Here is a 23,932-nt window from a genome sequence, read left to right as displayed (position 1 = left end):
AACCGGGCAGAGGCCGGAGTCTCGCAGGCTCCGGCCTCTTGTGCTTGCACTGTTCCCCTGCCGCACCGGGCGTGACACGACTACCGTGAGACGGGTCCTGACCTCCTGTCACAGAGGACCCTCACATGGCCACGACCACCACCGACCTCGTCGGATACTGGGACCGGTACGGGGCTGGGATGAAGCCCCAGACCTCGGAGGACGCGCTCAAGTCCGCGTTCGGGTGGACCCAGTACGACGACCACGGGCCCGGCGAGGAACTGCTCGGCGATCCCGCCACCACGTTGGAGCTCGGATTCGGTCGAGGCAACGCCGTCGCCGCGCTCGCTACCAAGGGCATCCAGGCCGCGGGAGTGGACCTGTCCCCTGTCCAGGTCGAGCAGGCCCGGAGCCAGTGGGGTCACCTGTCCGCGGCCAAGTTCCACCAGGGCGACGTCGTCGAGATGCTCACCCACACCGAATGCCGATGGGAAGCTATTTACTCGATCTGGGGAGGGCTCTGGTTCACCGACCCGGAGGCACTGCTTCCGTTGGTGCGTGAGCGACTGGAGAAAGGTGGGCGTTTGGTGTTCTCCCACGCCCCTGCGGTCCCCGGCTCCTACGGCGTGCAGGGTATGTACGGCCAGGGGTTCCTCGGGCGGCAGGTGTGGGTGTACCGGTGGGCCTACGAACCGCACGTGTGGGAGGACATCCTGGTCGAACACGGGTTCACGAACGTGCGGGTGTGGGTCGAGCCCGCGCCGGAGCCGGAGCACGTGGGTACGTTGATCGGGACCGCGTCGCGTTAGGTGACGGAGGGCCCCGGTTCATTTCTGGGGCCCTCCGTTTTGATCTGACTACTGGTCGATGCGCAGACCGGTGAGCAGCGCTGCCCACTCGGCGCGCGAAAGCTCCAGGGCGCCCAGGTCCCGGTGCTTGTTGTCACGGATCGAGGCCCCTCCACCAGGGAGGTCAGCGACCTCGACGCAGTCCTGGCCACGGCCGGTGCTGTAGCTGGACTTGCGATAGGTCAGGTGGGAACGCTCAGGCATCGGCTTCTCTGCTTCTAGTCGGTGTGCACCATCCGCTCCAAGAATGCCGCTGACGTGTCGCCGGTCAGTGCGACCTCCTGGACGGCGGAGAACAGCGCCTCGTAGTGCACCAACTCGGGCTCGTCCTCCAGGAACATGCCACTCTGCGACTGTTCCAGGTACACGACTGGCGGATCGTGGGGAAACGTCATCAGCACGAACGCTCCGCTCATCGCGGCATGCGGCCCTGCCAGGTCAGGGACGATGCGGATGTCGATCCCTGGGCGTCGCATGGCGATCAGGTGACGTGCCTGTTCTGCCCGTAGAGGAGCGCGCGGTCCAGGTCCAGGGCCGCTGGGTGGCGCTGCGGATCGCCTGGGAGGAGGGGCTCCGCGCCCGGGGCGAGCCGGTTCCGGGCCCCTTCGAGAACGTCGAGTGGGGCGACTGACGCAAGACCCCCGGTCAGTCCGCCGGGCGCAGGTCCACCCGCCGCAGGAGTTGGGCGTTGAGCGCCACGATGATCGTGGACAGGCTCATCAGCACGGCGCCGACGGCGGGCGCCAGCACGAACCCGATCGGCGCCAGCACCCCGGCGGCCAGCGGCACGGCCACGACGTTGTACCCGGCCGCCCACACCAGGTTCTCCAGCATCTTGCGGTACCCGGCCTCCGACAGCCGCCGGACCGACAGCACCCCGCGCGGATCGTCCGAGGCCAGGACGACCCCGGCGGACTCGATCGCCACGTCGGTGCCGGCGCCGATCGCGATCCCCACGTCCGCCCTGGCCAGCGCGGGAGCGTCGTTGACCCCGTCGCCGACCATCGCCACCCGGTGCCCCCGGTCCTGGAGGTCGCGCACCACGGCGTCCTTCTGGTCGGGCAGGACCTGCGCGAACACCTCGTCGAGCCCGAGCCGTCCGGCGACCGCGTCGGCCACGTTCTGGGCGTCACCCGTCACCATCGCCACCCGCACCCCGGCCGCGCGGAGCTCCCGCACCGCCTCCTCCGACTCCGGGCGCACCTCGTCGGCCAGCGCGACCGCGCCGACGACCCGGCCGTCGGCGACCACGTGCAGCACGGAGTCCCCCCGCTCCCGCCACGGCCGGGTGCGTTCCGCCAGCGCGTCGGGGACGGTCAGCTCCAGCTCCTCCAACAGGGACGGTCCGCCGACGTGGACGGTGCTCCCCCCGACCTCGGCCCGGACCCCGCGTCCGGTGAGGGAGCGGAAGTCGGTCGCGGAGGGGACGTCCCCCTCCTCCTCGGCGGCACGGACGATCGCCCGTGCCAGCGGGTGCTCGGAGTCGGACTCGGTCGCCGCCGCCAGGGAGAGCACCCGCTGGGCGGACTCCCCCGCCACGGCCGCGACATCCTGCACCGCGTGCGTCCCGCTGGTGAGCGTGCCGGTCTTGTCGAACAGGACGGTGTCCACCAACCGGGTGCGTTCCAGGGCCAGACGATCCTTGACCAGGATCCCGCTGCGCGCCGACATGGTGGTGGAGATCGCGATGACCAGTGGGATGGCCAGGCCCAGGGCGTGCGGGCAGGCGATGACGAGCACGGTGACGGTGCGCTCGACCGCCTCGTTGGCCAGTCCGAGGCCGACCCACACGACCGCCGTGACCACCGCGGCCCCGAGCGCGAACCAGAACAGCAGGGCGGCGGCCCGGTCGGCGAGCGTCTGCGCCCGCGAACGTGACGACTGCGCCTCACCGACCAGCCGCTGGATCCCGGCCAGGGTGGTGTCCTCACCGACGGCGTCGATCCGGACGCGCACCGAGGTGTCGGTCACGACGGTCCCGGCGACCACCCGGTCGCCCTCGGACCGCGTGACGGTGCGGGACTCCCCGGTGATCATGGACTCGTCCACGGCGGCGGTGCCCTCGGCCACCGTCCCGTCGGCGGGTACCCGGCCGCCGGAGCGGACCAGGACGGTGTCCCCCTCGCGCAGGTCGGCGGTGGCCACCTCCTCCGTCCGGCCGTCGGCGTCGATCCGCTCGGCCGTGTCGGGCAGGAGCGCGGCCAGGGCCTCCAGCGCTCCGGACGCCTGCCCGAGCGCCCGCATCTCCAGCCAGTGGCCGAGCAGCATGACCACGATGAGCAGGACGAGTTCCCACCAGAAGTCGAGTCCGCGCCCGACGACGCCCAGCATGGCGAGCAGGCTGGACACGAACCCGACGGTGATGGCCGTGGCGACCAGCGTCATCATGCCGGGGCTGCGGTCGCGGAGCTCGGTGACGACACCGGAGAGGAACGGCCACCCGCCGTAGAGGTAGACGACGCTGCCCAGCACCGGCGCGACCCAGCCGAGCCAGTCGGGGACGTGGTAGCCGAACCAGCCGGAGATCATGTGGCTGGTGAGCACCACGGGGAGGCTGAGCAGCAGACTCCACCAGAAGCGGACCCGGAAGACCGCCGCGTGGTCCCCGTGCCCCCCGTGCCCCGACCCGTGTTCACCTGCGGACATGTCGACCTCCCCGGGCCAACCTACGGACCGGGGCCGGTCGGGCCGGGCTCCCACGCCGGGGCAGCCGTCGGACACTCCGACCACCCGCGTTCGCCGGGGCCGCCGTCGTGGAGCCCGGCTACCCCGCGTCGGCCGGGTCGGCGTCCAACAGGCCGTTGAGCACCCCCAGCGCCATCGTCCGCAGTTCCTCCTCCTCCAGCGGCGACGCCGCTCCCACCCCGACCAGCGAGTCGAACAGCACCCCCTCGATCCAGCCGAGGAAGGCGCGGGTGTGCCGTCGCGGAGCGGGGGACCCGAGGGCGCTCATCAGCTCGTCGAGCATGCCGCGGAACCGCTGGCCCAACCGGTCGTAGACCTCCCGCAGCTCCGGGTTGCGCGCCGCCTCCAGCGCCAGCTCGTAGCGGGCCAGTGCCCGCTTCCGGTCCCGTGTGACGGCCGTCCGCAGGAACCAGGCGGCCATCCGCGCCGTCGCCTCCCGGTCCACCTCCGCCAACCGCAGGAGCGGGACCGTGTCCCTCTCCTCCTGGTCGACCAACCAGGTCAGCGCGGTCTCGATCAACCGCAGCCGGGTGCGCGCGTGGTACGAGGTCGACCCCGGCGGCAACCCCGCGGCCTCGTCCACGGCCCGGTGCGTGAGCCCGCGCAGCCCCCGGTCGGCGATCAGCTCCAGCGCGGTGGCGGCGATCAACTCCACGCGCTCGGTCGGGTTCGGCACGCGCCGCTCCCCCTTTCCTCCGTCGTCTCTACACCTGTAGAGTAATGGCTCTACAGGTGTAGAGGACGGGCGAGACGAAGGGAAGCGCCATGAGAAGAGCCGTGGTCATCGGGGGCGGCATCGGCGGCCTGACCGCCGCACGCGCACTGCTGGCACGGGGGTGGGACGTCGAGGTCCTGGAGAGGAACGATCTCGCGCCCGTCGGCGCGGGCCTGGCGGTCGCCCCCAACGCCCTGCGCGCTCTGGACAGCATCGGCCTCGGCGACGCCGTGCGGGGCCGGGCGGCGATCGGATCGGGGGGTATCCGCACCTGGCGCGGCCGGTGGCTCATGCCGACCAACGTCGACGAGGTGCGCGAACGCTTCGGCGACACCATCGCGGTGGTGTCCCGTGCGGAGCTGCTGGACCTGCTGTCCCGGGGGGACGGCGCCCCGGTGGTCCACACGCGCACCCACGCCGCACTCACCGACACGGGCGGGCCCGACCGCCCGGCCCGCCTCACCTCCGACGACGGCCGCGAGTGGACGGCCGACCTGGTCGTGGCCGCCGACGGCATCCGGTCGGCCACCCGCGCGACGCTCTTTCCCGCCCACCCCGGCGCCGTCTACTCCGGCACCACCACCTGGCGCCTGATCACCGAGGGCACCGGCGTCTCGGTGTCCGCCGAGTCGTGGGGACCGGGCGGAGCGGTCGGAGTGATGCCGCTCGCCGACGGCCGCGTGTACCTGTACGCGATGAGCCGGGCGCTGCCGGACACGCACGTTGCCGACGAGCGCGCCGAACTCCTCCGGCGCTTCAGCCACTGGCACGACCCGATCCCGGCCGTCCTCCACCGGGCGGCCCCCGGAGCGGTGCTGCGCAACGACGTCCGGCACCTGGCCACCCCGCCACCCGCCTACCACCGGGGCCGGGTCGCCCTGCTCGGCGACGCCGCGCACGCCATGACCCCGAACCTGGGCCAGGGCGCCTGTCAGGCGATCGAGGACGCCGTCGTCCTGGCCCACGCGGTCGGCGGGGGTACCGCCGTCCCCGACGACCTGACCGCCTACACCTCCGCCCGCCTCCCCCGCGCCTCGGGCATGGTCCGCCGTTCCGCCGCCGTCGGCCGGATGTCGATGATCGGCGACCCGGTGTCCCGGACGCTGCGCGACAACGGGATCGCCCTCACCAGCCGGTTCCTGCCCCGCCTGTTCTTCGGCCCCCTGGAGGAGACCTTCGGTTGGCGGCCCCCGGCCGACGGAGCCCGCCCCGCGCGATCCGGGGGCTGACACCCCGCACACGGCAGACGGCGCCCGTCGGACCCTCTCCGACGGGCGCCGTCCACGATCCGCGGGAGGCGGGGCGCTCACGCACCGGTCTCGATCGGCGCCTTCCTCCCGTACCAGGGCCACCACTCGACCGTGCGGCCGTGCGGGAACATCCGGTCCAGCCGGATGGTCACCCGGAGCGCGAAACCACCCGCGACCATCCCCGCCAGCAGGTCCGTGAACCAGTGGAAGTGCAGGTAGACGGAGACGGTCGACTGCAACAGGGCGATACCGACGATGCAGTAGGCCAGCCGCCGGATGACGTGTGGCCGTGCCGCCGCGAACCGGATGATGAGGAACAGCACCAGCCCGTAGATGAGGATGGCGTTGGCCCCGTGCCCGGAGGGGAAGGCCACGTTGCCCATCCCCTGGAAGAAGTCCGGGTCGAAGTCCTTGGCGTGGCCCCGGTTGAACCCCAGCTTCATCACCGACACCAGGGACATCATGCCCACGACCCCGACCGCGCCCAGCACGATCGGCCGCCAACTGCGGTGCCAGTACGCGAGCTGGATCGCGGTCACGGCGAGCACCGGAAGCGCGACCGCACGCGAGGCGACGGTGTCGGGCCAGTAGATGAGCGGTTCGCGCAGTAAGTCCCAGTAGGGGCGCGGCAACTCGTTGAGGAAGACGTCGACCGGGTGCATCGGCCCCGCGGCCAGCATCGTCATCACGATGAGCGCCACCGCGAGCATGATCGCGATCCGGTCCGAGGCCAGCCCCCACGCGATCTCGCTCACACTCGGCCAGGTGACCGCGCGCACGACCGGCACCCCCGGGGCGGTGCCCGAGGTGCGCACCACCGGTATGGGGCCGCTGTACGGCCCCGGTGCGGGGGACCGCTGCTGCCTGTCATGTGCTTTGGTCACGTGGATGGACCGTGCGTGCCGGGTCCGCGAAGAGTGCGTCATGTGCTCAGTGCTGTCTCTCGGGGGCTCGCCTTGGCGCTCCACGAGCGCGGGGGACGGGCTAGCCGCGGTTGCTGGTACTGATCCTGACGTCCTCAGGGCCGACTCGGGGCTCGTCGCTCAGGACGGGGCATACCCCGCCACCCCGTTCGACGGCCGAACCTTGGAACCGGTTCACGGTGTCGTGTCCGGTCTCGGGCAGGTCCGGCGTCCAAGGAACAAACTGGACGACTGTGGCGCCTGTGGTTGCGCTACGCCTCTCGAACATGGTCATCAGCGCAGGTCAAGGCGCTATCATCGGTTCCTTTGCCCAGGCGCGGGGCGCTCCCCGCCCGGGACGTGTGTGCATGTTGCCGACAGACGAGCCTACCTGGACACTTCCACCCAAGAGTGCCCCGGTCGGCCGACCACACCCCCCTCCACCACGGACTTTGCCCGACGCCCCACCAACGGCCGGGTGTGGTTCACTCCCGAGAGATGCGTTCGTGATGTTTCCGTTAGGCGTTCGATGCCCGTGGTCCGGTTGACCCGTGCCGGTGTGGCACCCTTCAAGGAGCTTGTACGACGTCGAGCGGACGGGCCCGCGTGCACGGAGCGCGCGGACCGAGGAACGGAAGGGTCCTGGATGGTCGACCTCCCGCAGTTGCCGGATGATCCCTCGAAGCTGGCCCGCGAGCCGCTCCGCGAGCAGATCCGGCAGGTACTGGTCGAGGGACTGCTGTCCGGCCGGTGGAAGCCCGGTGAGCGGATCGTGGAGCGCCGGATCGCCACGGAGCTCAAGGTGAGCCAGGCACCGGTCCGCGAGGCCCTGCGCGAACTGGAGACCCTGCGCCTGATCGAGACCGTGCCGAACAAGGGCGCCCGCGTACGCGCGTTCGGGGTTCAGGACATGGCGGAGATCTACCCCGTCCGCGCCGGCCTGGAGCTCGTCGCCGCACGTCTCGCCGCGCCCCGCCTGGCCGCGGACCCCTCACCGCTGGAGCGGGAGGTGGAGGCGCTCAAGCGGGCCACCGCCCAGGGCGACGTCTCCGAGCAGATCCGGCACAGCGTGGAGTTCCACCGCGAGATCGTGCGCGCCGCCGACAACAGTGTGCTCCTGCACACGTGGGAGTCGCTCGGCGTGGAGGTGTGGACCGCCCTGTCCGTGCGCTGGCTGGACATGGAACTGCACGCCAAGGCGGCCGACCACGACCAGATCACGCGCGCCTTCCGTGAGGGCGACCCGGCGGTGGGCGAGATGGTGAGCGACCACGTCCTCAACTACGTGGAGGCGGCCCTCAAGACCCACGGTGACGCCGTGGGGCGCTAGGGGCGTGACGCGCGGACACGTACCCGCCGCGCGTGTCCAGCGGCAGCCACGGAACGCACCCTGACCGCCCCGGGCGAACCTCCAGACCGATCCGGACTGACCTGCCCTTTCGCACCAAAGTTCGGAGATCTACCGTAAAGTCGTATTGATCGATCATCGATCAGTCCGTAGAGTGTGCGCGACGCACGTCACACGCACGTGTCCCACGGGCGCACGGTGTCGTTCATCCGGCCGGTGGACGAACCCGGGTGACCGAGACCGCCGAGCCGACCGTCGGAGGATGCATAGGGCACCCCAGACCGGGAAGCAATGCGGTCGAGGGTCCGGGCGACAACTGCACACGAGACCCCACCATCGCTTCGCGTCCGGGGAGGACGAGCCACGGTCCCCGGGACGCACCCCGCGACAGCCACAAGAGCGCCGCCGCCGAATGAGCCCGGCGGCGGCGCACGCCACGGCCACGCCCGACAGCGGGCCACGGCGGGCCTCGCGCTCCGGCCCACAGGCCCGGGCGACAGGCCTTCTCGTACGTAGAAAGGCACACCATGGCTGACACGGCCAAGCCGAAGGGCGGCGCCGCCAGGTCCTCCGGGTCCCGGCGGCGGGCCCGCAAGGACACCTCCCCGAGCCTCTCCAACGAGAGCCCCGACACCCTCCTCGACTACTACCGGCGCATGGTCTTCGTCCGACGGTTCGAGGAGCGGACCGCCCAGGCGTACACCCAGGCCAGGATCGGCGGTTACTGCCACCTGAACCTGGGCGAGGAGGCCACGGTCGTCGGCCTGATGACCGCCCTGAAGGAGAGCGACTACCTCTTCACGAACTACCGCGACCACGGGTACGCGATCGAGAAGGGGATGGACCCCAAGCGGGTCATGGCCGAGCTCTACGGACGCAGTGACGGCGTCTCCAAGGGCTGGGGCGGGTCCATGCACATGTACGACACCGAGTCCCGCATGCTCGGCGGCTACGGCATCGTCGGCGGTCAGCTGCCGCTGGCCACGGGCGCCGCGCTGGCCGTCTCCTACAGGGGCGGCGACGAGGTCGTCATGTGCCAGATGGGTGACGGCACCACCAACATCGGTGCCTGGCACGAGTCCCTCAACATCGCCAAGCTGTGGAACCTGCCGATCGTCTTCGTGGTGATCAACAACTTCACCGGCATGGGCACCACCGTGGAGATGTCCTCGGCCGAGCCCGAGCTGTACAAGCGCGGCGCCGCCTTCCGCATCGAGGGCGAGCGCGTGGACGGCCGCGACGTCCTCGCCGTGCGCGACACCGCCGCCCGCCTCGTGGAGCGCGCCCGCCAGGAGCAGACGCCGTTCCTCCTGGAGGCGTGGAGCTACCGGCAGAAGGGCCACTCGGTCGTCGACCCGGCCAAGTACCGCACGGACGAGCAGCGCGAGTCGGCGCGGGCCGGGGAGAACGACCCGATCGCCCTGTTCGACGCCAGGCTCACCAAGGCGGGCATCCTCACCGACGAGATCCGCGACGAGATCGCCGCCTCGGTCAAGGCCGAGGTCACCGAGGCCGCCGACTTCGCCGAGAAGAGCCCCAAGCCCGACGTCTCGACGCTCTTCGACTACACGTACGCCACCCCGGTGCCGAACGAGTCGCGGCGCATGCCCGCCGACCCGGTGTTCGCGGAGTAGAGAAGGAACCAGCACATGTCTGTCATCACCTACCGCCAGGCTCTGCGGGACACCCTTCGCGCCGAGATGCTCCGCGACGAGAACGTCCTCGTCATGGGCGAGGAGATCGGTGTCTTCGAGGGGTCCTACAAGATCACCGAGGGTCTGCTCAAGGAGTTCGGCCCCCGCCGGGTCAAGGACACCCCGATCGCCGAGGAGGGCTTCGTCGGCGCCGCCATCGGCGCCGCCATGCTGGGCCTGCGCCCGGTCGTCGAGCTCATGACGATCAACTTCTCGCTGATCGCCATCGACCAGATCATCAACCACGCCGCCAAGATCTACGGCATGTTCGGCGGCCAGACCAGCGTGCCCATGGTCATCCGCACCCCCGGTGGCGGCGGCCAGCAGCTCGGCGCGACGCACTCGCAGAACATCGAGCTGTTCTACTCCTTCATCCCGGGCCTGAAGGTGCTCGCCCCGAGCACCCCCGCGGAGGCCTCCGCCATGCTCCGCGCGGCCGTCCGCGACGACGACCCGGTCCTCTTCCTGGAGAACCTCGGTCTGTACAACTCCAAGGGCGAGGTGCCCGAGGACTACGCCGAGGCCGACAACGACAACGTCGCCACGATCGGCCGCGCCGGGATCACCCGCGAGGGCACCGACATCACGCTCATCGGCTACTCCCGCATGGCCATGGTGGCGGGCCAGGTCGCGGACAAGCTGGCCGAGGAGGACATCAGCGTCGAGGTGGTCGACCTGCGCAGCCTGCGCCCGCTCGACCGCCAGACGTTCGTGGACTCGGTGAAGAAGACCGGTGCCGCGGTGATCTGCGAGGACGACTGGCTGACCTACGGGATCGGCGCGGAGATCGCCGCGTCCATCCAGGAGGGGGCCTTCGACTACCTGGACGCCCCCGTCCGGCGTGTGGCCATGGCCGAGGTGCCCATGCCCTACGCCAAGCCGCTGGAGACGGCGGCCCTGCCCTCCGTCGAGTCGATCAGCACCGCCATCAAGGAGACCCTGAGCGCCGTCGGCAAGCGGGTCGGGTAGAGGAGTTTTCCATGAGCAACATCGAGATGCCACGCCTCTCCGACACCATGGAAGAGGGCGTGATCAGCACCTGGGTCAAGAAGGTCGGTGACAAGGTCGCCGCCGGTGACGTCCTGGTCGAGATCGAGACCGACAAGGCCGTCATGGAGTACGAGGCCTACGAGGACGGCTTCCTCGTGAAGCAGACCGTGGGCGAGGGCGACACCGTGCCGATCGGCGAGGTGATCGGCGTGATCGCCGACAGCCCCGACGCCGTGCCGGAGGAGTCCGCCCCGGCCGCTCCGGCCCCCGCCGCCGGGGAGGAGGCCGAGGAGAAGGAGGCCCCGGCCGCCGCTCCCGCCGCGGAACCGAGCGCCCCCGCCGCCCCGACCGGTGACGGTGAGCGTCCGCGCACCTCGCCCCTGGCCCGCAGGCTGGCGAAGGAGTACGGCCTGGACATCACGAAGATCCAGGGCTCCGGGCCCAAGGGCCGGATCGTACGCGCCGACATCGAGGCCGCCGCAAAGGCCGGAGTCCCCGAGGCCCCGGCCGCCGCTCCCGCTCCCGCCGCCGCCCCGGCCGCCGCGCCGCAGGCACCGGCCTTCGACGACGGCCGCGCCTCGGAGGAGGTCAAGGTCGGCAACGTGCGCAAGGTGATCGCGCGCCGCCTGACCGAGAGCAAGCAGCAGGTGCCGCACTTCTACCTGCGCCGTACGATCGACGCCGAGGCGCTCAAGGCCTTCCGCGCCCAGATCAACGAGCAGCTGTCGAGCACGGGCGTGAAGGTCAGCTTCAACGACCTCATCGTCAAGGCCTGCGCGACCGCGCTCAAGCTGCACCCGGCGGTCAACACCTCGTGGGTGGACGACGGGCTGCTCCAGCACCACCGGGTCAACGTCGGCGTGGCCGTCGCCGTGGACGCGGGCCTGGTCGTGCCGGTCCTGCACGACACGGACAAGGCGACGCTGTCGGAGATCTCCACCCGTACGCGTGAGCTGGCGGGCAAGGCGCGCGACAACAAGCTCAAGCCGCAGGAGATGAGCGGCGGCACGTTCAGCGTGTCCAACCTGGGCATGTTCGGCGTGGACAGCTTCTCCGCCGTCATCAACCCGCCGGAGGCGGCGATCCTCGCGGTCGGTGCGATGCGGCAGGAAGCCGTGGTCGTGGACGGCGAGGTCGCCGTGCGCAACCGCATCTCCCTGGAGCTGTCGGTGGACCACCGCGCGGTGGACGGTGCCGTGGGCGCCGCCTTCCTGAAGGACCTCGCGGAGATCCTGGAAGAGCCCATGCGGATCATCCTGTAGCACTCCAGTCCCACGAACGCCCCGGCCGGATCCTGCACCCCGGCCGGGGCGTTCGTGTGTCCGCCGTCCACAGGCTGTGGACGGCGGACACACCGGCCACCCCCTGTCCACAGCCTGTGGACGGCGGGAGTAGTGTGCGCGCCGGGAGGTACCGACATGAGGTGTTCGAGAACCCGCACCGCCGAGCCCGACGGGGTTCCCGCCAGCGTGACGTGGGGGCTGCTGGGCGCGTGGATCGTCCACGACGCGGAGGAGCTGGTGACGGTCCCCGGCTGGTCGCGCAGGGCCCGCCCCCGCCTGGAACGGAACCTGCCGCGGGTCCCGGGCCGGGTCTGGGACGGCCTCGACGTCTCGCCCCGGCACAACGCGACCGCGATCGCCCTGATGGGGCTGCTCGTCGCCGCGGCCTCCGCCGACGGGGCGAGGACCGGCGGACGGAGCGGCTTCTACCAGGCCGCGCTGGTCGGTTTCGGGCTGCACTCGGCCGTGCACGTCGCCCAGACCGTGGCCACGCGGGGGTACACGCCGGGGGTGGCCACCGCGCCGCTGGTGGTGGCGCCGTTCTCCCTCTGGGCGTGGCGGCGGCTGCGCCGGGCGGGCGTGGCGGGGACGCGTCCGCCGGCCGGAGCCGCGCTGGCCCTCCTCCCGGCCGCGCTGGCCGGGGCGCACGGACTCGCCGCACTCGCCGACCGCCCCCTGCGGCGACGCGCTCAGGCGTGACCGAGCCCCTCCTGGTCCGCGATGTCACTGTGCTGACCGACGCTGGGCGCGGAGTGCCGGGAGCGGCTCTTGGAGATGCCGAGGAACCGGTTCAGGTGCCCCTTGCGGCCCACGACGAACCAGGCCACGGAACCGAGCAGGGGCCACCAGACCTCGAGGATGATCCACAGGAGCTTGCCCCCGGCGGTCGTGTCCTTGTGCATCAGGGTGGAGACGACCGCAGCGACGAGCAGCACCAGCAGGGCCAGGGCGATGGCGAGGACGATCACCCCGGCGATCCCGCTCGCCCAGGTGTAGGCGGTGTCCGTGGCGTCCGCGAGGTACGTGAACATGACTCTCCCAACATGCAGTGGTACCACTAACACGCAGAGTAATCACATCTGTTGTCCGCTCCCTGACATTCCATGGCATTCGGGCGTTTCCCCCGTCGCCCCGCGCGGCTGACGAATCCACGCCCCCGGACGGTCGGAACCGGCTACTTTCGGGTAGCACCCCCCACCTGCGCTTTCCACTGCTTTACTGGGGACATGGGCGAGCTTCGGCGAACTGGCAGGTCCACTCCCTCGACCCGGCCGGACCCGGGTCCCCACCCACACGTCCGACCCGTGGCACCCCCGTGGGACAGCAGAGCGATCCGGATGACGGAGGGCCGCACCACCGGGGTCGGGTGACCGTGGTCAGGCAGCCCCGATACCTCTGGCTGGCCGAACAGCTCCGCGAACCGATCCTGCGCGGCGAGATGCCCCCCGGCACCCGGTTGCCCTCCCGGACACGACTGGCCCGCACCCACCGCGTCAGCGAACAGATCTCCCGTACCGCGCTCCGGCTCCTGGTCACCGAGGGGTTGGTCGAGGCCCGGCCCGGATCCGGGTACTTCGTCCGCGACGTCCCCGAGATGTTCCGGCTGTGCCGCACCGACGCCGACTCCGGTTCCGGGCTGGGGCGGCTCAGCCGGGAGACGCTCGGTACGGAGCAGGAGCGGTGCGAGCCCCCGCTGAGCACCAGGCTCCGCCTGCGCGACGGCGACCCGGTGTACCGCACCACGTCGCGCGGCCTGTCGACACACGTGCCGATCGCCCTGCACCTGTCCTGGGAGCCCGCCGCCCTCACGGCGGGCACGTTGCGCACACCCTTCGACGCCGATCCCGACCTGGGCCTGCTCGACCGGCTCAGCGCCGCGGGGCACCCCGTCGACCGGGTGGTCGAGGAGGTGGGCGTGCGCTCGTTGCTCGACTCGGAGGCCGTCCTCCTCAGCTGCGCGCCGGGGCTGCCCGTGCTGATCATCGAGCGCACGCACTACAGCGGCGGCCGCCCGGTGGAGACCTCCGACCTCATCGGGGCGGCGGAGCAGTGTCGACTTCTCTACAAGTTGTCGCTCGCCCGGCCACGCCGCCCCGGCGACCCCCGCGGCCGGACCTGACGCCGCGCGGACGGCGGTGGCACGGCGGTCGCCCCGCGCGCGGACGGCGGTGGCCCGCTCCCCGGTGCGGGAGCGGGCCACCGCCGTCGTCGGGTCCGGGAGGTCAGCCGGAGAACTCCTTGGCGACGACCTCGGCGATCTGCGCGGTGTTCAGCGCGGCGCCCTTGCGCAGGTTGTCCCCGCACAGGAAGAGGTCGAGCGACTTCGGGTCGTCCAGCGACCGGCGGATGCGGCCGACCCAGGTCGGGTCGGTGCCCACGACGTCGGCCGGGGTCGGGAACTCGCCCTTGGCCGGGTCGTCCTGGACCACGACGCCCTCGGCGGAACCGAGCAGCTCGCGGGCGGCGTCGGCGGTGACCTCCTGGGAGAAGGTCGCGTGCACGGCCAGCGAGTGGGTGGTGATCACCGGCACCCGCACGCAGGTCGCGGAGACGCGCAGGTCGGGCAGGCCCAGGATCTTGCGGGACTCGTTGCGGACCTTGAGCTCCTCGGAGGCCCAGCCGTCCTCCTTGAGCGAACCCGCCCACGGCACGACGTTGTAGGCCAGCGGAGCCGGGAACGGACCGAGCTCGCCGACGGCGGCGCGGACGTCACCGGCCTTCTCGGCGATGCCGCGGTCCGCACTGACCTTGGCCATCTGGTCGCGCAGGGTGTCGATACCCTCCTGGCCCGCGCCGGAGGCGGCCTGGTAGGAGGAGACCACGAGGTCGGTGACGCCGAAGGCGCGGTGCAGCGCGCCGATCGCGACGATCATCGACAGCGTGGTGCAGTTAGGGTTGCTGATGATGCCGCGCGGGCGGTTGCGGACCTGGTCCGCGTTGACCTCGGGCACCACGAGCGGGACGTCGGCGTCCATGCGGAAGGCACCGGAGTTGTCGACGGCGACCGCGCCCCGGGCGGCGGCGACCGGCGCCCACTCCTTGGAGACCTCGTCGGGGACGTCGAACATGGCGACGTCCACGCCGTCGAAGACCTCGGGCGCCAGGGCCTGCACGACGACGTCCTCGCCGCGCACCCGCAGCACCTTGCCCGCGCTGCGCGGGGAGGCGACCAGGCGGATCTCGCCCCAGACGTTCTCCCGCTGGGTGAGGATGTCGAGCATGACGGTGCCGACGGCGCCGGTCGCGCCGACGACGGCCAGGGTGGGAAGACGGTTGCTCATCGGCCGGTACCTCCGTAGACGACAGCCTCGACCTGGTCGGCGTCGAGCTGGAACTCGCTGTGGGCGGCCTGGACGGCCGCGTCGATCTGGGACTCCTCGACGATGACCGAGATGCGGATCTCCGAGGTGGAGATCATCTCGACGTTGGTGCCGGAACCCGCGACCGCGTCGAAGAACCGCGCGGTGACGCCCGGGTAGGAGCGCATACCCGCACCGATCAGCGAGACCTTGCCGATCTTGTCGTCGTAGCGCAGGGACTCGAAGCCGACCTTGTCCTGCACCTTCTTCAGGGAGGAGACCGCGAGCTTGCCCGACTCCTTGGGAACCGTGAAGGAGATGTCGGTGCGGGAGGTGGAGACCGCCGACACGTTCTGCACGATCATGTCGATGTTGATCTCGGCGTCGGCGAGCGCCTTGAAGATCGTGGCGGCCTCACCCACCTTGTCCGGGACTCCGACGACGGTGATCTTGGCTTCGCTCCGGTCGTGGGAGACCCCGGAGATGATCGGCTGTTCCATGCCTTCGCTTTCCTCGACTTCCGAAACGACCCAGGTTCCGGGCTTCTGGCTGAACGACGAGCGGACGTGCAGGGGAATGTTGTAACGCCGCGCGTACTCCACACACCGCAGGTGCAGGATCTTGGTCCCGCAGGCGGCCATCTCCAGCATCTCCTCGTAGGAGACCTGCGGGATGCGCTGGGCGGAGGGGACGATGCGCGGGTCGGCGGTGAAGACCCCGTCCACGTCGCTGTAGATCTCGCAGGCGTCGGCCTCCAGGGCCGCGGCCAGCGCGACCGCCGTGGTGTCGGAGCCGCCGCGCCCCAGGGAGGTGATGTCCTTGGTGTCCTGGGAGACGCCCTGGAACCCGGCGACGATGCAGATCGCGCCCTCGTCCACGGCCTCCTGGATACGACCCGGGGTCACGTCGATGATCTTCGCGTTGCCGTGCAACGACGTGGTGATGACACCGGCCTGTGAACCGGTGAAGGACCGGGCCTCGTACCCCAGGTTCTCGATGGCCATCGCCACGAGGGCCATGGACATGCGCTCACCCGCGGTGACGAGCATGTCGAGCTCGCGCGCCGGCGGCATCGGGGAGACCTGTTCGGCCAGGTCCAGCAGCTCGTCGGTCGTGTCGCCCATGGCAGACACGACGACGACGACGTCATATCCCGCCTTTTTCTGAGCGACGATCCGCTGGGCTACTCGCTTGATGGCTTCCGCGTCAGCCACGGAAGACCCACCGTACTTCTGCACGATTAGGGCCACGATCGATGCTCCTGAGGAGTTGGGATCAAGTCAACAGACAATTGGAGTGTAGCCAGCCACGCCTCTCACACCCCGTCCGACCTGCGACGGGAGCGCGTGGCGACTTGACACACCAGCACTCGGGCCTACCCCGAGAAACGGAGGTTACTCGTGTTTCGGACAGATTACGGCCGAGTGTGAGCTAGAACTCCAGGCTGCGACGGCCCTCGAAGGCACGTCCCAGCGTCACCTCGTCGGCGTACTCCAGGTCACCGCCGACCGGCAGTCCACTGGCCAGACGAGTCACCTTCAGACCCATCGGTTTGACCAACCGCGCCAGGTAGGTCGCGGTGGCCTCCCCTTCCAGGTTGGGGTCGGTCGCCAGGATCAGCTCGGTGACCTGGCCGTCCGCCAGACGGGTCATGAGTTCCTTGACACGCAGGTCGTCGGGTCCGACGCCCTCGATGGGGCTGATCGCGCCGCCCAGCACGTGGTAGCGCCCGCGGAACTCGCGGGTGCGCTCGATGGCGACGACGTCCTTGGACTCCTCGACGACGCAGATGACCGCGGCGTCGCGGCGCGCGTCACGGCAGATACGGCACTGCTCCTCCTCGGCGACGTTGCCGCACACGGAGCAGAAGCGCACCTTCTCCTTCACCTCGACCAACGCGTTGACGAGGCGTCTGACGTCCGCGTTCTCCGCGGACAGCACGTGGAAGGCGATACGCTGCGCACTTTTCGGACCGACGCCGGGCAGCCGCCCGAGCTCGTCGATCAGATTCTGTACCGCGCCTTCGTACATCGCCTACCCACTCGGTCGGACCGAAACCACGGGGCGGTCCGTCACCCCTTCCACCCACCGTATCCGGCGCGGCGGCCTGCCGGGTACACGGCCAGGCCCCCGCACCGTCCGACCGCGGGAGCCTAGAAGCCCGGCAGACCCGGGATCCCACCGCCGGGCATCCCGCCCATGCCCTGGGTGAGCGGCCCCATCTTCTCCTGCTGGAGCCGTTCGACCTGGGCCTCGGCGTCGCGGATGGCGGCGAGCACCAGGTCGGCGACGGTCTGCGCCGTCTCCCCGGCGTCGGCGGGGTCCACGGCCTTGGGGTCGACGGTGATGTCCTCGACCTGCCCGCGCCCGTTCAGCCTGACCTTGACCAGGCCTCCGCCGGAGGTGCCCTCGACCTCGGCCTCGTCGAGCGCCTGCTGGGCCTCGACCAACTGCTGCTGCATCTGCTGGGCCTGCTGGAGCAGGGCCTGCATGTCCATTCCGCCAGGGTTCACGGCCGTCTCCTCGCCGCACTCGTGGTGCTGGGTGTCGCTTGTCGTGTCACTCTCGCTGCGAGACTAACCGCTCCCCTCCGCCGGTACCGCCGGTACCGGCGGAGGCGTCGCGTGGTCGTCGATCACGGTGTCGAGCGTGGCGAGGGTGCGCTGGAGCCGCTCGACGGAGGCCTGGATCCGCTCACGCTCCTCGCGCAGGTTGTCGAGGAGGTCCGGGGCGGGTTCGCCGCGTTCCTGGGCGTAGATGCAGGGCAGCAGATCGTAGATGGTGCCGCTGCTCAGACCCGCCGCGAACAGGCACTGGATGCGCTCGACGCGTTCGAGCGCGAGCGACCCGTACTCGCGGTGCCCGCCCGTGGTCCGCCGGGAGGACAGCAGCCCCTGTTGCTCGTAGTACCGCAGCGACCTCGGGCTGACCCCCGATCGCCGCGCCAGTTCACCGATCCGCACCACGCCTCCTTCATGTGATGTGTGCCACAGAGGGTTGAACCTGACACTGATGTCAAATTCTAGTCTCGTTCCATGCACACGACGACAACGACCGACACCGCCGCCACGCACCCGTCCACGAACGACCACCCGCTGCTCACCCCGCACGCGCTCCCCACGCTCACCCTGCCGAACCGGGTGGTCATGGCCCCGATGACCCGGCTGCGCGCCGACCGGGACGGCGTTCCCCAACCGGTCATGGCCGCCTACTACGCCCAGCGCGCCGGTGCGGGGCTCATCGTCTCCGAGGGCATCGCCCCGAGCCTGACCGGCCAGCAGTACCTCACCCAGCCGGGCCTGTTCACCGAGGAGCAGGTGGTCGGCTGGCGTGCGGTCACCGACGCGGTCCACGCGGGGGCCGACGAGGGCGGCGGCCCCGCCCGTGGCGCCAGGCGCCGCCCCGGGCGGATCTTCGCCCAGATCATGCACGCCGGACGCAACGGACACCCCGCCAACCGCCCGGACGGCGGCACCCCGCTGGCCCCCTCGGCGGTCCCGCGCACCGGCCTGTTCCACACCCTCGGCGGCAAGGTCGCGCCGGTCACGCCGCGGGCGATGACGCTCGACGAGGTGCGCGCCGCCGTCACCGACCACGCCGAGGCCGCCCGCGCCGCGATCCGCGCCGGGTTCGACGGGGTGGAGATCCACGGCGCCAACAGCTACCTGCCGCACCAGTTCCTCGCCGACAACACCAACCTGCGCACCGACCTGTACGGCGGCACCGCCACGGGGCGGATCCGCTTCGCCGTCGAGGTGGTCGAGGCGGTGGCCGACGCGGTCGGCGCCGACCGCGTGGGGTTGCGGATCTCCCCCGGGAACCCGGAGTCCGAGATGGTCGAGCACGACCCGGCCCCCGTCTACCGGGAACTCCTGGCCGCGATCGACCCGCTGGGCCTGGCCTACCTGCACGTCACCGACGACCCCGGCTACCCGGCCCTGGACGACCTCCGCCCCCGCTGGAACTCCACCCTGGTGGGCAACACCGGTGAGCACGAGGAGACCACCCCCGAGAGCGCGGCGCGCCTGGTCCGCGAGGGCCGCGCCGACCTGGTGTCCGTGGGCCGCCCGTACATCTCCAACCCCGACGCGGTCGAGCGGATCGCCGCCGGGGTGCCGTGGGCGCCCATCCGGGAGAAGGAGTTCCACTACACGTCCGGCCCCCGGGGGTATGTCGACTACCCTCCGCACGGCGAGGAGCGGGGCGGTGACCAGGGCACACCCGGAGGCGAAGAGTAGCCTTGGCGTCACTGTCGGTTGAAGGAGTGTCCTGCGGGGCACAAACGTCCCGTTGGTGTCCCGACGGCGCCAACGGCATCACCGACAGTCACGGGGGACGACGTGTTGACCGCCAGGGAGCGCCACGCGGCTCTGATCGAGGCGATGATCGCGGACGGAACACTGACCGATCCCGCCCTCATCGACACCTTCCGTGCCGTCCCCCGGCACCACTACATCCCCGAGTCCGGTGCCCTGACCCACCACGGCACACCGCTCAACGCCGTCAACAACCCCGAACTGTGGCTCGCCGCCGTCTACACCGACGACGCGATCGGCACCCGGATCGAGGAGGTCGGCCTGCCGAGGCAACGGGGTGAGGAGGTACGGGGTCCGCGCCCGTCCCCCCGGAGGGCGACCACCTCCTCCAGCTCCGCGCCGACCGTCCTGGCGCGGATGCTGGAGCTGGCCGACCTCACCAACGGCCAGCGCGTCCTGGAGGTCGGGACCGGGACCGGGTGGAACACCGCGCTGCTCGCCCACCGGCTGGGCGACTCCGCGGTCACCAGCGTGGAGATCGACTCGCACGTGGCGGCCTCCGCGCGCGCGACGCTGCGCGCCGAGGGGTACACCCCGTCCGTCCAGCACGCCGACGGGTACGAGGGCTGGCCGCCCGGCGCCCCCTACGACCGGATCACGTCCACCTGCGGGGTCCGCCGTGTGCCCTCCGCCTGGACGCGGCAGACCCGGGCGGGCGGACTGATCGTCTGCCCGTGGGGGCTGTTGGAGGGCGCCGGGGTGATCACCCGGCTGGAACGCGCCGATGACGGTTCCGCGACGGGGACCTTCCACGGCGGCGTGGGGTTCGTGTCCCTGCGGGTGCCGGGACCCGCCGCGCCACTGGTACGGGACTCGGGACAGCAGCCGGACGAGTACCGGCTCACCCAGACCGACCCCCTGGCTCCGCTCACGGCGTTCGCCTCCGCGTTCGCGCTGTCCGTCCTGGTGCCCGACTGGCGGGTCCGGCGGAGGTGGATCGGTACGGGGTCGGGCGTGTGGGTCAGCGACAGGTCGGGGGAGTCGTGGGTACGCGTCTACCCCTACGGCACGTCGTGGATGATCGAGCAGGGCGGACCGAGGAGCATCTGGGACGAGTTCGAGGACGCGCTGGAGGAGTGGGAACGGCTGGACCGGCCGGAACCGGAGCGCTTCGGACTGTCGGTGGACGGAGCGGGCGGCCACCGGGTGTGGCTGGGCTCCCCCGACGGTCCCGGATGGACGGTGTGACCGGCCGGGTTCCCCTCGGTTCCGGAGCCGTGCGTTCCCGGAGGCCGTCCGCGGCGGGAGCGGAGCGGCGACCCGACGGTCACGCCCCGGTCCCGTCCTCCCCGGTCCCGTCCTCCGCGGTCCTCGCCCTCTCGTTCCTCTCCCGGAGCTTGCGCAGGAGTTCGTTCCTGTTCTGGCGGGCGTCGGCACTGGGTCCGCTCGGACCGCCGTTGCCCCCGCCCCTCAGCGATCCGCGCGAGACCGTGCTGCGCTGGCCGCCCAACCCGAGAAGGTTGTCGTTGTTCTTCGCCATGGGCGTCTCCTCTCCCTCACGGCGGGACGCGGTGCCCCGCCTCCGTGATCGTCCACAGGAGCGTAACCAAAACAAGACGAGACGTCTCGTTCTTTTCCTCCCGTTACCGTGAAGGCATGGACACACCCACGGAAGACCCCCGGGAGAGGCGGGCGCCGGACCCCCAACGCCGCAGCGAACGCGCGCGCCTGGCCATCCTCGACGCCGCGGCCGAACTCGTCGGCGAGGTCGGGTACGCGAAACTGACCATGGAGGCGATCGCCGCCAGGGCGAGGGTCGGCAAACAGACCATCTACCGCTGGTGGCCCTCCAGGGCGGCCGTGGTCCTCGACGTCTTCGAGCGGCGGACCGGAACCCCCGGCGCCCCGCTTCCGGACACGGGCGACCTGGCCACGGACCTGCGAGCGGTCCTGTACGCCACGGTCGACGAGTTCACCGACCCCGGGACCGACGGCATCGCCCGCGCGTTCACCGCCGAGATCCAGCACGACCCCGACCTCGCCGCGACCGTCGCCGAACGGCTGACACGACCCAACAACGAGGCGTTCCGGGAACGGCTGCGCGCGGCACGGGACGCCGGACAGCTCGACCCGGGCCTCGACCTGGACCTCGCCCTGGAACTGCTCGTCGGACCGATCACGCAGCGGTGGCTGATGCGCACCGCGCCACTCACCCACGCCTACGTGGACGAACTCCTGGCCACGGCGCTGCGGGCCCTCGGCCCGCGCTGAGGGAGGGGTTGCCTTCCACCGCGGAGCGGGGGCCGGAACAAGCAGGCCCCGGGCTGTGTTTTCTGGGTCCTGCGCTCGGCTTCGGACCGTGTCCGGGCGCCCGGGGACAGGGATTCCTCCTCCTCGGCCGCGCCTGCCGCTCATTCCCCGCTCCGCGGCTCGCCCCGTCGTGCGCAACCCGGTCGGCGCCCGAACGACCACCCCCTACGGTGACCGTCCCAGAAAACAGGCCCTAGTCGGCCGGGGCCTCGTGCTCGATCTCGTCGATGACGCGGCCGCCGAGCTCGGACTCGATGAGCGAGGCGCCACCCCCGGCCGGGGCCGGCGACGCACCGCCGCCCGGTGCCGGAGCACCGGTCGCGGGCGGCGCGGCCCGCCGTTCGGCGGATGCCGGCTCCCGCCTCGGCTCGGGCTCCGGGTCGGCGGTCGCCGCCTCGGGCGGAGGCGCGGCCGAGGCGTCCTCGAACGGGTCCGGCGGCGGCTCCTGGAGACCGGTGACGATCCGGTCCGGGGGCGGGCCGCCGGGAGCGGCCGGCGCGGGAGCGGGTTCCGCAGCCGCGGGGCTCTCCGCCGGGACGGGCTCGGGGCGGGCGGGTTGCGGCGCGGGCGGGTCCCAGCCGGTGGGCTCGACCGGACGGGGCGCGGGCTCCGGGCGCCGGGCGGACGGGGCCCCCGGCCCCGAACCGGCGGCCGCCACGCGCACCTCGGTGCCGAGCACCTGCTGGACGGCCCCCGCGACCACCTGGTCACTGCCGCTGTTGGCGAACCCCTTGGCCTCGTTCGGGCGGTTGAAGCTCAGGAGGACGGTGTTGCCCTCCACCCCGACCGGGCGGACGTCGCTGCCGGTCAGGACCATCCACGTGAACCGGCGGCGGCCCTTGACCGCCTCCAGGATCTGCCCCCAGGCGCCCTGGACGCGGCCCAGGTCGACCGCTCCGCCGGAGTGCGGCGGGGCGGACGCGGGTCGCGGCGCGGGGTCGGGCGCGGAGCGGCGCGGCGGTTCGGCCCACCCGTCGGGCTCGGGCGCGGCACGGGGTGCGGGCTCGGGCGCGCCGGGCCGTTCCGGGCCCGCGGTCGCCGGAGAATTCCGGGGGGCCGGATCGGGCTGGGGGGCGGGGGCGGGCCGCGCGGGGGCGGCGGGCACCGGTTCCGGAGCGGTCTGCGGCACGGCCGGAGCCGCCTGGGCCGCGGGGGCGGTCTGCGGCACGGCGGCGGCACCCGAGGCGACCCGGCGCTCCATCTGCTCCAGGCGGGCGAGCAGGGCGGAACCGTCCGCCCCGTCGGTTCCCGGCAGCAGGACCCGCGAGCAGATGAGCTCCAGCAGCAGGCGTGGAGCGGTGGCGCCGCGCATGTCGGTCAGCCCCTGGTTGAGGATCTCCGCGGCCCGGGTGAGCTCGCCCGGGCCCAGCCGGGCGGCCTGTTCCCGCATCCGCTCGGCCGCCTCGGGATCAGCGTTGACCAGGCCCTTGTCCAGTGCGTCCGGGACGGCGGCCAGGATGACCAGGTCACGGAAGCGCTCCAGCAGGTCCGTCGTGAAGCGGCGGGGGTCGTGGCCGCCCTCGACCACGCGGTCGATGAGGGAGAAGGCGGCCGCCCCGTCCCGGGCGCCGAGTGCGTCGACCATGTCGCCGAGCAGGCTGGAGTCGGTGTACCCGAGCAGGGACACGGCGCCCTCACGGGTGATGCCCTCCTCACCCGAACCGGCGATGAGCTGGTCGAGCACGGAGAGGCCGTCACGGGCGGAACCGGCACCGGCCCGCACCACCAGCGGCAGCGCCGCCGGGTCGTAGGGGATGCCCTCCTCCTTGAGCAGGTCCTCGAACAGGTCCTTGAGGGTGCTCGGCGGGATGAGGCGGAAGGGGTAGTGGTGGGTCCGCGACCGGATCGTCCCGATGACCTTCTCGGGCTCGGTCGTGGCGAACACGAACTTCAGGTGCGGCGGTGGTTCCTCGACGAGTTTGAGCAGCGCGTTGAAACCCTCGCGGGTCACCATGTGCGCCTCGTCGATGATGTAGATCTTGTAGCGCGAGCCCACCGGCGCGAAGAAGGCCCGTTCGCGCAGGTCACGCGCGTCGTCGACACCGCCGTGGGAGGCGGCGTCGATCTCGATGACGTCGATGCTGCCGCCGCCGTCGGGGGCGAGGGCCACGCAGGAGTCGCACGTGCCGCACGGGTCGGGGGTGGGGCCCTGCGCACAGTTGAGGGAGCGGGCCAGGATACGGGCGCTGGTCGTCTTCCCGCAGCCGCGCGGGCCGCTGAAGAGGTAGGCGTGGTTGATCCGGCCGCTGCGCAGCGCCTGGCGCAGCGGATCGGTCACGTGCTCCTGTCCGCGCACCTCACCGAACGTCGCCGGACGGTACTTGCGGTACAGCGCGATGCTCACGGTGTGATCACTCCCCTGGTCCCTGCCAC

General features: G+C 71.6%; 25 protein-coding genes. 12 read left to right on the top strand and 13 right to left on the bottom strand.

The window, feature by feature from the left end; all coding sequences use genetic code 11:
- The first annotated feature begins 125 nt into the window (after window positions 1-125).
- Window positions 126-788, top strand: a complete 663-nt coding sequence (locus ACTVAJ_RS16955; RefSeq protein WP_470389132.1) for a class I SAM-dependent methyltransferase — start codon at window positions 126-128, stop codon at window positions 786-788.
- Between the two features lie 48 nt (window positions 789-836).
- Here the strand turns inward: ACTVAJ_RS16955 and ACTVAJ_RS16950 are convergent, their stop codons facing one another.
- Window positions 837-1,031 carry a DUF397 domain-containing protein gene (locus ACTVAJ_RS16950; RefSeq protein ID WP_470389131.1) on the bottom strand — a complete coding sequence of 65 codons (195 nt, stop codon included), beginning with the start codon at window positions 1,029-1,031 and terminating at the stop codon, window positions 837-839.
- 14 nt (window positions 1,032-1,045) lie between these two features.
- Window positions 1,046-1,303 carry a Scr1 family TA system antitoxin-like transcriptional regulator gene (locus ACTVAJ_RS16945; protein WP_470389130.1) on the bottom strand — a complete coding sequence of 86 codons (258 nt, stop codon included), beginning with the start codon at window positions 1,301-1,303 and terminating at the stop codon, window positions 1,046-1,048.
- A gap of 14 nt (window positions 1,304-1,317) precedes the next feature.
- Between ACTVAJ_RS16945 and ACTVAJ_RS16940 the strand changes: the two genes are divergently transcribed.
- A complete protein-coding gene (locus tag ACTVAJ_RS16940; protein WP_470389129.1) occupies window positions 1,318-1,458 on the top strand; it encodes a hypothetical protein in 141 nt (46 codons plus the stop codon).
- Window positions 1,459-1,472: 14 nt separating this feature from the next.
- Here the strand turns inward: ACTVAJ_RS16940 and ACTVAJ_RS16935 are convergent, their stop codons facing one another.
- Window positions 1,473-3,473, bottom strand: a complete 2,001-nt coding sequence (locus ACTVAJ_RS16935; protein WP_470389128.1) for a heavy metal translocating P-type ATPase — start codon at window positions 3,471-3,473, stop codon at window positions 1,473-1,475.
- A gap of 118 nt (window positions 3,474-3,591) precedes the next feature.
- On the bottom strand, window positions 3,592-4,188 hold the full coding sequence (locus ACTVAJ_RS16930) for a TetR/AcrR family transcriptional regulator (protein ID WP_470389127.1): 597 nt from the start codon (window positions 4,186-4,188) through the stop codon (window positions 3,592-3,594).
- An 89-nt stretch (window positions 4,189-4,277) separates the two neighbouring features.
- On the opposite strand from ACTVAJ_RS16930, the gene ACTVAJ_RS16925 reads away from it, so the two are divergent.
- Window positions 4,278-5,456 (top strand): FAD-dependent monooxygenase, encoded by a 1,179-nt coding sequence (locus ACTVAJ_RS16925; RefSeq protein WP_470389126.1) that lies wholly within the window; start codon window positions 4,278-4,280, stop codon window positions 5,454-5,456.
- Window positions 5,457-5,533: 77 nt separating this feature from the next.
- Here ACTVAJ_RS16925 and ACTVAJ_RS16920 read toward each other — a convergent pair whose 3' ends face one another.
- Entirely contained in the window at window positions 5,534-6,295 is a 762-nt protein-coding gene (locus ACTVAJ_RS16920) for a phosphatase PAP2 family protein (RefSeq protein ID WP_470389186.1), read from the bottom strand.
- Window positions 6,296-7,025: 730 nt separating this feature from the next.
- On the opposite strand from ACTVAJ_RS16920, the gene ACTVAJ_RS16915 reads away from it, so the two are divergent.
- The 5 genes from ACTVAJ_RS16915 to ACTVAJ_RS16895 all read left to right on the top strand — a co-directional run bounded on the left by ACTVAJ_RS16915 (window position 7,026) and on the right by ACTVAJ_RS16895 (window position 12,393).
- Window positions 7,026-7,709 (top strand): GntR family transcriptional regulator, encoded by a 684-nt coding sequence (locus ACTVAJ_RS16915; protein ID WP_470389125.1) that lies wholly within the window; start codon window positions 7,026-7,028, stop codon window positions 7,707-7,709.
- Between the two features lie 545 nt (window positions 7,710-8,254).
- Complete coding sequence (pdhA, locus tag ACTVAJ_RS16910; RefSeq protein ID WP_470389124.1) at window positions 8,255-9,361, top strand: pyruvate dehydrogenase (acetyl-transferring) E1 component subunit alpha; 1,107 nt, start codon at window positions 8,255-8,257, stop codon at window positions 9,359-9,361.
- A 15-nt stretch (window positions 9,362-9,376) separates the two neighbouring features.
- Complete coding sequence (locus tag ACTVAJ_RS16905) at window positions 9,377-10,390, top strand: alpha-ketoacid dehydrogenase subunit beta (protein WP_470389123.1); 1,014 nt, start codon at window positions 9,377-9,379, stop codon at window positions 10,388-10,390.
- An 11-nt stretch (window positions 10,391-10,401) separates the two neighbouring features.
- Window positions 10,402-11,673, top strand: a complete 1,272-nt coding sequence (locus ACTVAJ_RS16900; RefSeq protein WP_470389122.1) for a dihydrolipoamide acetyltransferase family protein — start codon at window positions 10,402-10,404, stop codon at window positions 11,671-11,673.
- Between the two features lie 156 nt (window positions 11,674-11,829).
- On the top strand, window positions 11,830-12,393 hold the full coding sequence (locus tag ACTVAJ_RS16895) for an HXXEE domain-containing protein (RefSeq protein ID WP_470389121.1): 564 nt from the start codon (window positions 11,830-11,832) through the stop codon (window positions 12,391-12,393).
- Here ACTVAJ_RS16895 and ACTVAJ_RS16890 read toward each other — a convergent pair.
- Complete coding sequence (locus ACTVAJ_RS16890; protein ID WP_470389120.1) at window positions 12,384-12,725, bottom strand: PLDc N-terminal domain-containing protein; 342 nt, start codon at window positions 12,723-12,725, stop codon at window positions 12,384-12,386. The two genes, ACTVAJ_RS16895 and ACTVAJ_RS16890, sit on opposite strands and share 10 nt — an antisense overlap.
- Window positions 12,726-13,066: 341 nt before the next feature.
- On the opposite strand from ACTVAJ_RS16890, the gene ACTVAJ_RS16885 reads away from it, so the two are divergent.
- A complete protein-coding gene (locus tag ACTVAJ_RS16885) occupies window positions 13,067-13,813 on the top strand; it encodes a GntR family transcriptional regulator (protein WP_470389185.1) in 747 nt (248 codons plus the stop codon).
- 103 nt (window positions 13,814-13,916) lie between these two features.
- Here the strand turns inward: ACTVAJ_RS16885 and ACTVAJ_RS16880 are convergent, their stop codons facing one another.
- From ACTVAJ_RS16880 to ACTVAJ_RS16860, 5 genes are all read right to left on the bottom strand, one after another.
- On the bottom strand, window positions 13,917-14,975 hold the full coding sequence (locus ACTVAJ_RS16880; RefSeq protein WP_470389119.1) for an aspartate-semialdehyde dehydrogenase: 1,059 nt from the start codon (window positions 14,973-14,975) through the stop codon (window positions 13,917-13,919).
- Window positions 14,972-16,243, bottom strand: a complete 1,272-nt coding sequence (locus ACTVAJ_RS16875) for an aspartate kinase (RefSeq protein WP_470389118.1) — start codon at window positions 16,241-16,243, stop codon at window positions 14,972-14,974. The genes ACTVAJ_RS16880 and ACTVAJ_RS16875 overlap by 4 nt, the downstream gene beginning before the upstream one ends.
- Window positions 16,244-16,424: 181 nt before the next feature.
- On the bottom strand, window positions 16,425-17,024 hold the full coding sequence (recR, locus tag ACTVAJ_RS16870) for a recombination mediator RecR (RefSeq protein ID WP_470389117.1): 600 nt from the start codon (window positions 17,022-17,024) through the stop codon (window positions 16,425-16,427).
- Window positions 17,025-17,146: 122 nt separating this feature from the next.
- A complete protein-coding gene (locus tag ACTVAJ_RS16865) occupies window positions 17,147-17,491 on the bottom strand; it encodes a YbaB/EbfC family nucleoid-associated protein (protein WP_470389184.1) in 345 nt (114 codons plus the stop codon).
- Between the two features lie 78 nt (window positions 17,492-17,569).
- Window positions 17,570-17,956 carry a MerR family transcriptional regulator gene (locus tag ACTVAJ_RS16860; protein ID WP_470389116.1) on the bottom strand — a complete coding sequence of 129 codons (387 nt, stop codon included), beginning with the start codon at window positions 17,954-17,956 and terminating at the stop codon, window positions 17,570-17,572.
- A gap of 72 nt (window positions 17,957-18,028) precedes the next feature.
- Here ACTVAJ_RS16860 and ACTVAJ_RS16855 point away from each other — a divergent pair, with 72 nt between their 5' ends.
- Window positions 18,029-19,231, top strand: a complete 1,203-nt coding sequence (locus tag ACTVAJ_RS16855) for an alkene reductase (protein ID WP_470389115.1) — start codon at window positions 18,029-18,031, stop codon at window positions 19,229-19,231.
- Between the two features lie 105 nt (window positions 19,232-19,336).
- Entirely contained in the window at window positions 19,337-20,497 is a 1,161-nt protein-coding gene (locus ACTVAJ_RS16850; RefSeq protein WP_470389114.1) for a methyltransferase domain-containing protein, read from the top strand.
- Window positions 20,498-20,576: 79 nt separating this feature from the next.
- Here the strand turns inward: ACTVAJ_RS16850 and ACTVAJ_RS16845 are convergent, their stop codons facing one another.
- Window positions 20,577-20,789 (bottom strand): DUF6243 family protein, encoded by a 213-nt coding sequence (locus ACTVAJ_RS16845; protein ID WP_470389113.1) that lies wholly within the window; start codon window positions 20,787-20,789, stop codon window positions 20,577-20,579.
- A gap of 116 nt (window positions 20,790-20,905) precedes the next feature.
- Here ACTVAJ_RS16845 and ACTVAJ_RS16840 point away from each other — a divergent pair, with 116 nt between their 5' ends.
- Entirely contained in the window at window positions 20,906-21,520 is a 615-nt protein-coding gene (locus ACTVAJ_RS16840) for a TetR/AcrR family transcriptional regulator (protein WP_470389112.1), read from the top strand.
- Between the two features lie 232 nt (window positions 21,521-21,752).
- Here the strand turns inward: ACTVAJ_RS16840 and ACTVAJ_RS16835 are convergent, their stop codons facing one another.
- Window positions 21,753-23,903, bottom strand: coding sequence for a DNA polymerase III subunit gamma and tau (locus tag ACTVAJ_RS16835; protein WP_470389111.1), 2,151 nt, complete (start codon window positions 23,901-23,903; stop codon window positions 21,753-21,755).
- Window positions 23,904-23,932: the final 29 nt, after the last annotated feature.

Source organism: Nocardiopsis sp. KDC1DS13DA1, from assembly GCF_055632325.1.
This window is presented reverse-complemented; position numbering and strand designations above follow the sequence as displayed.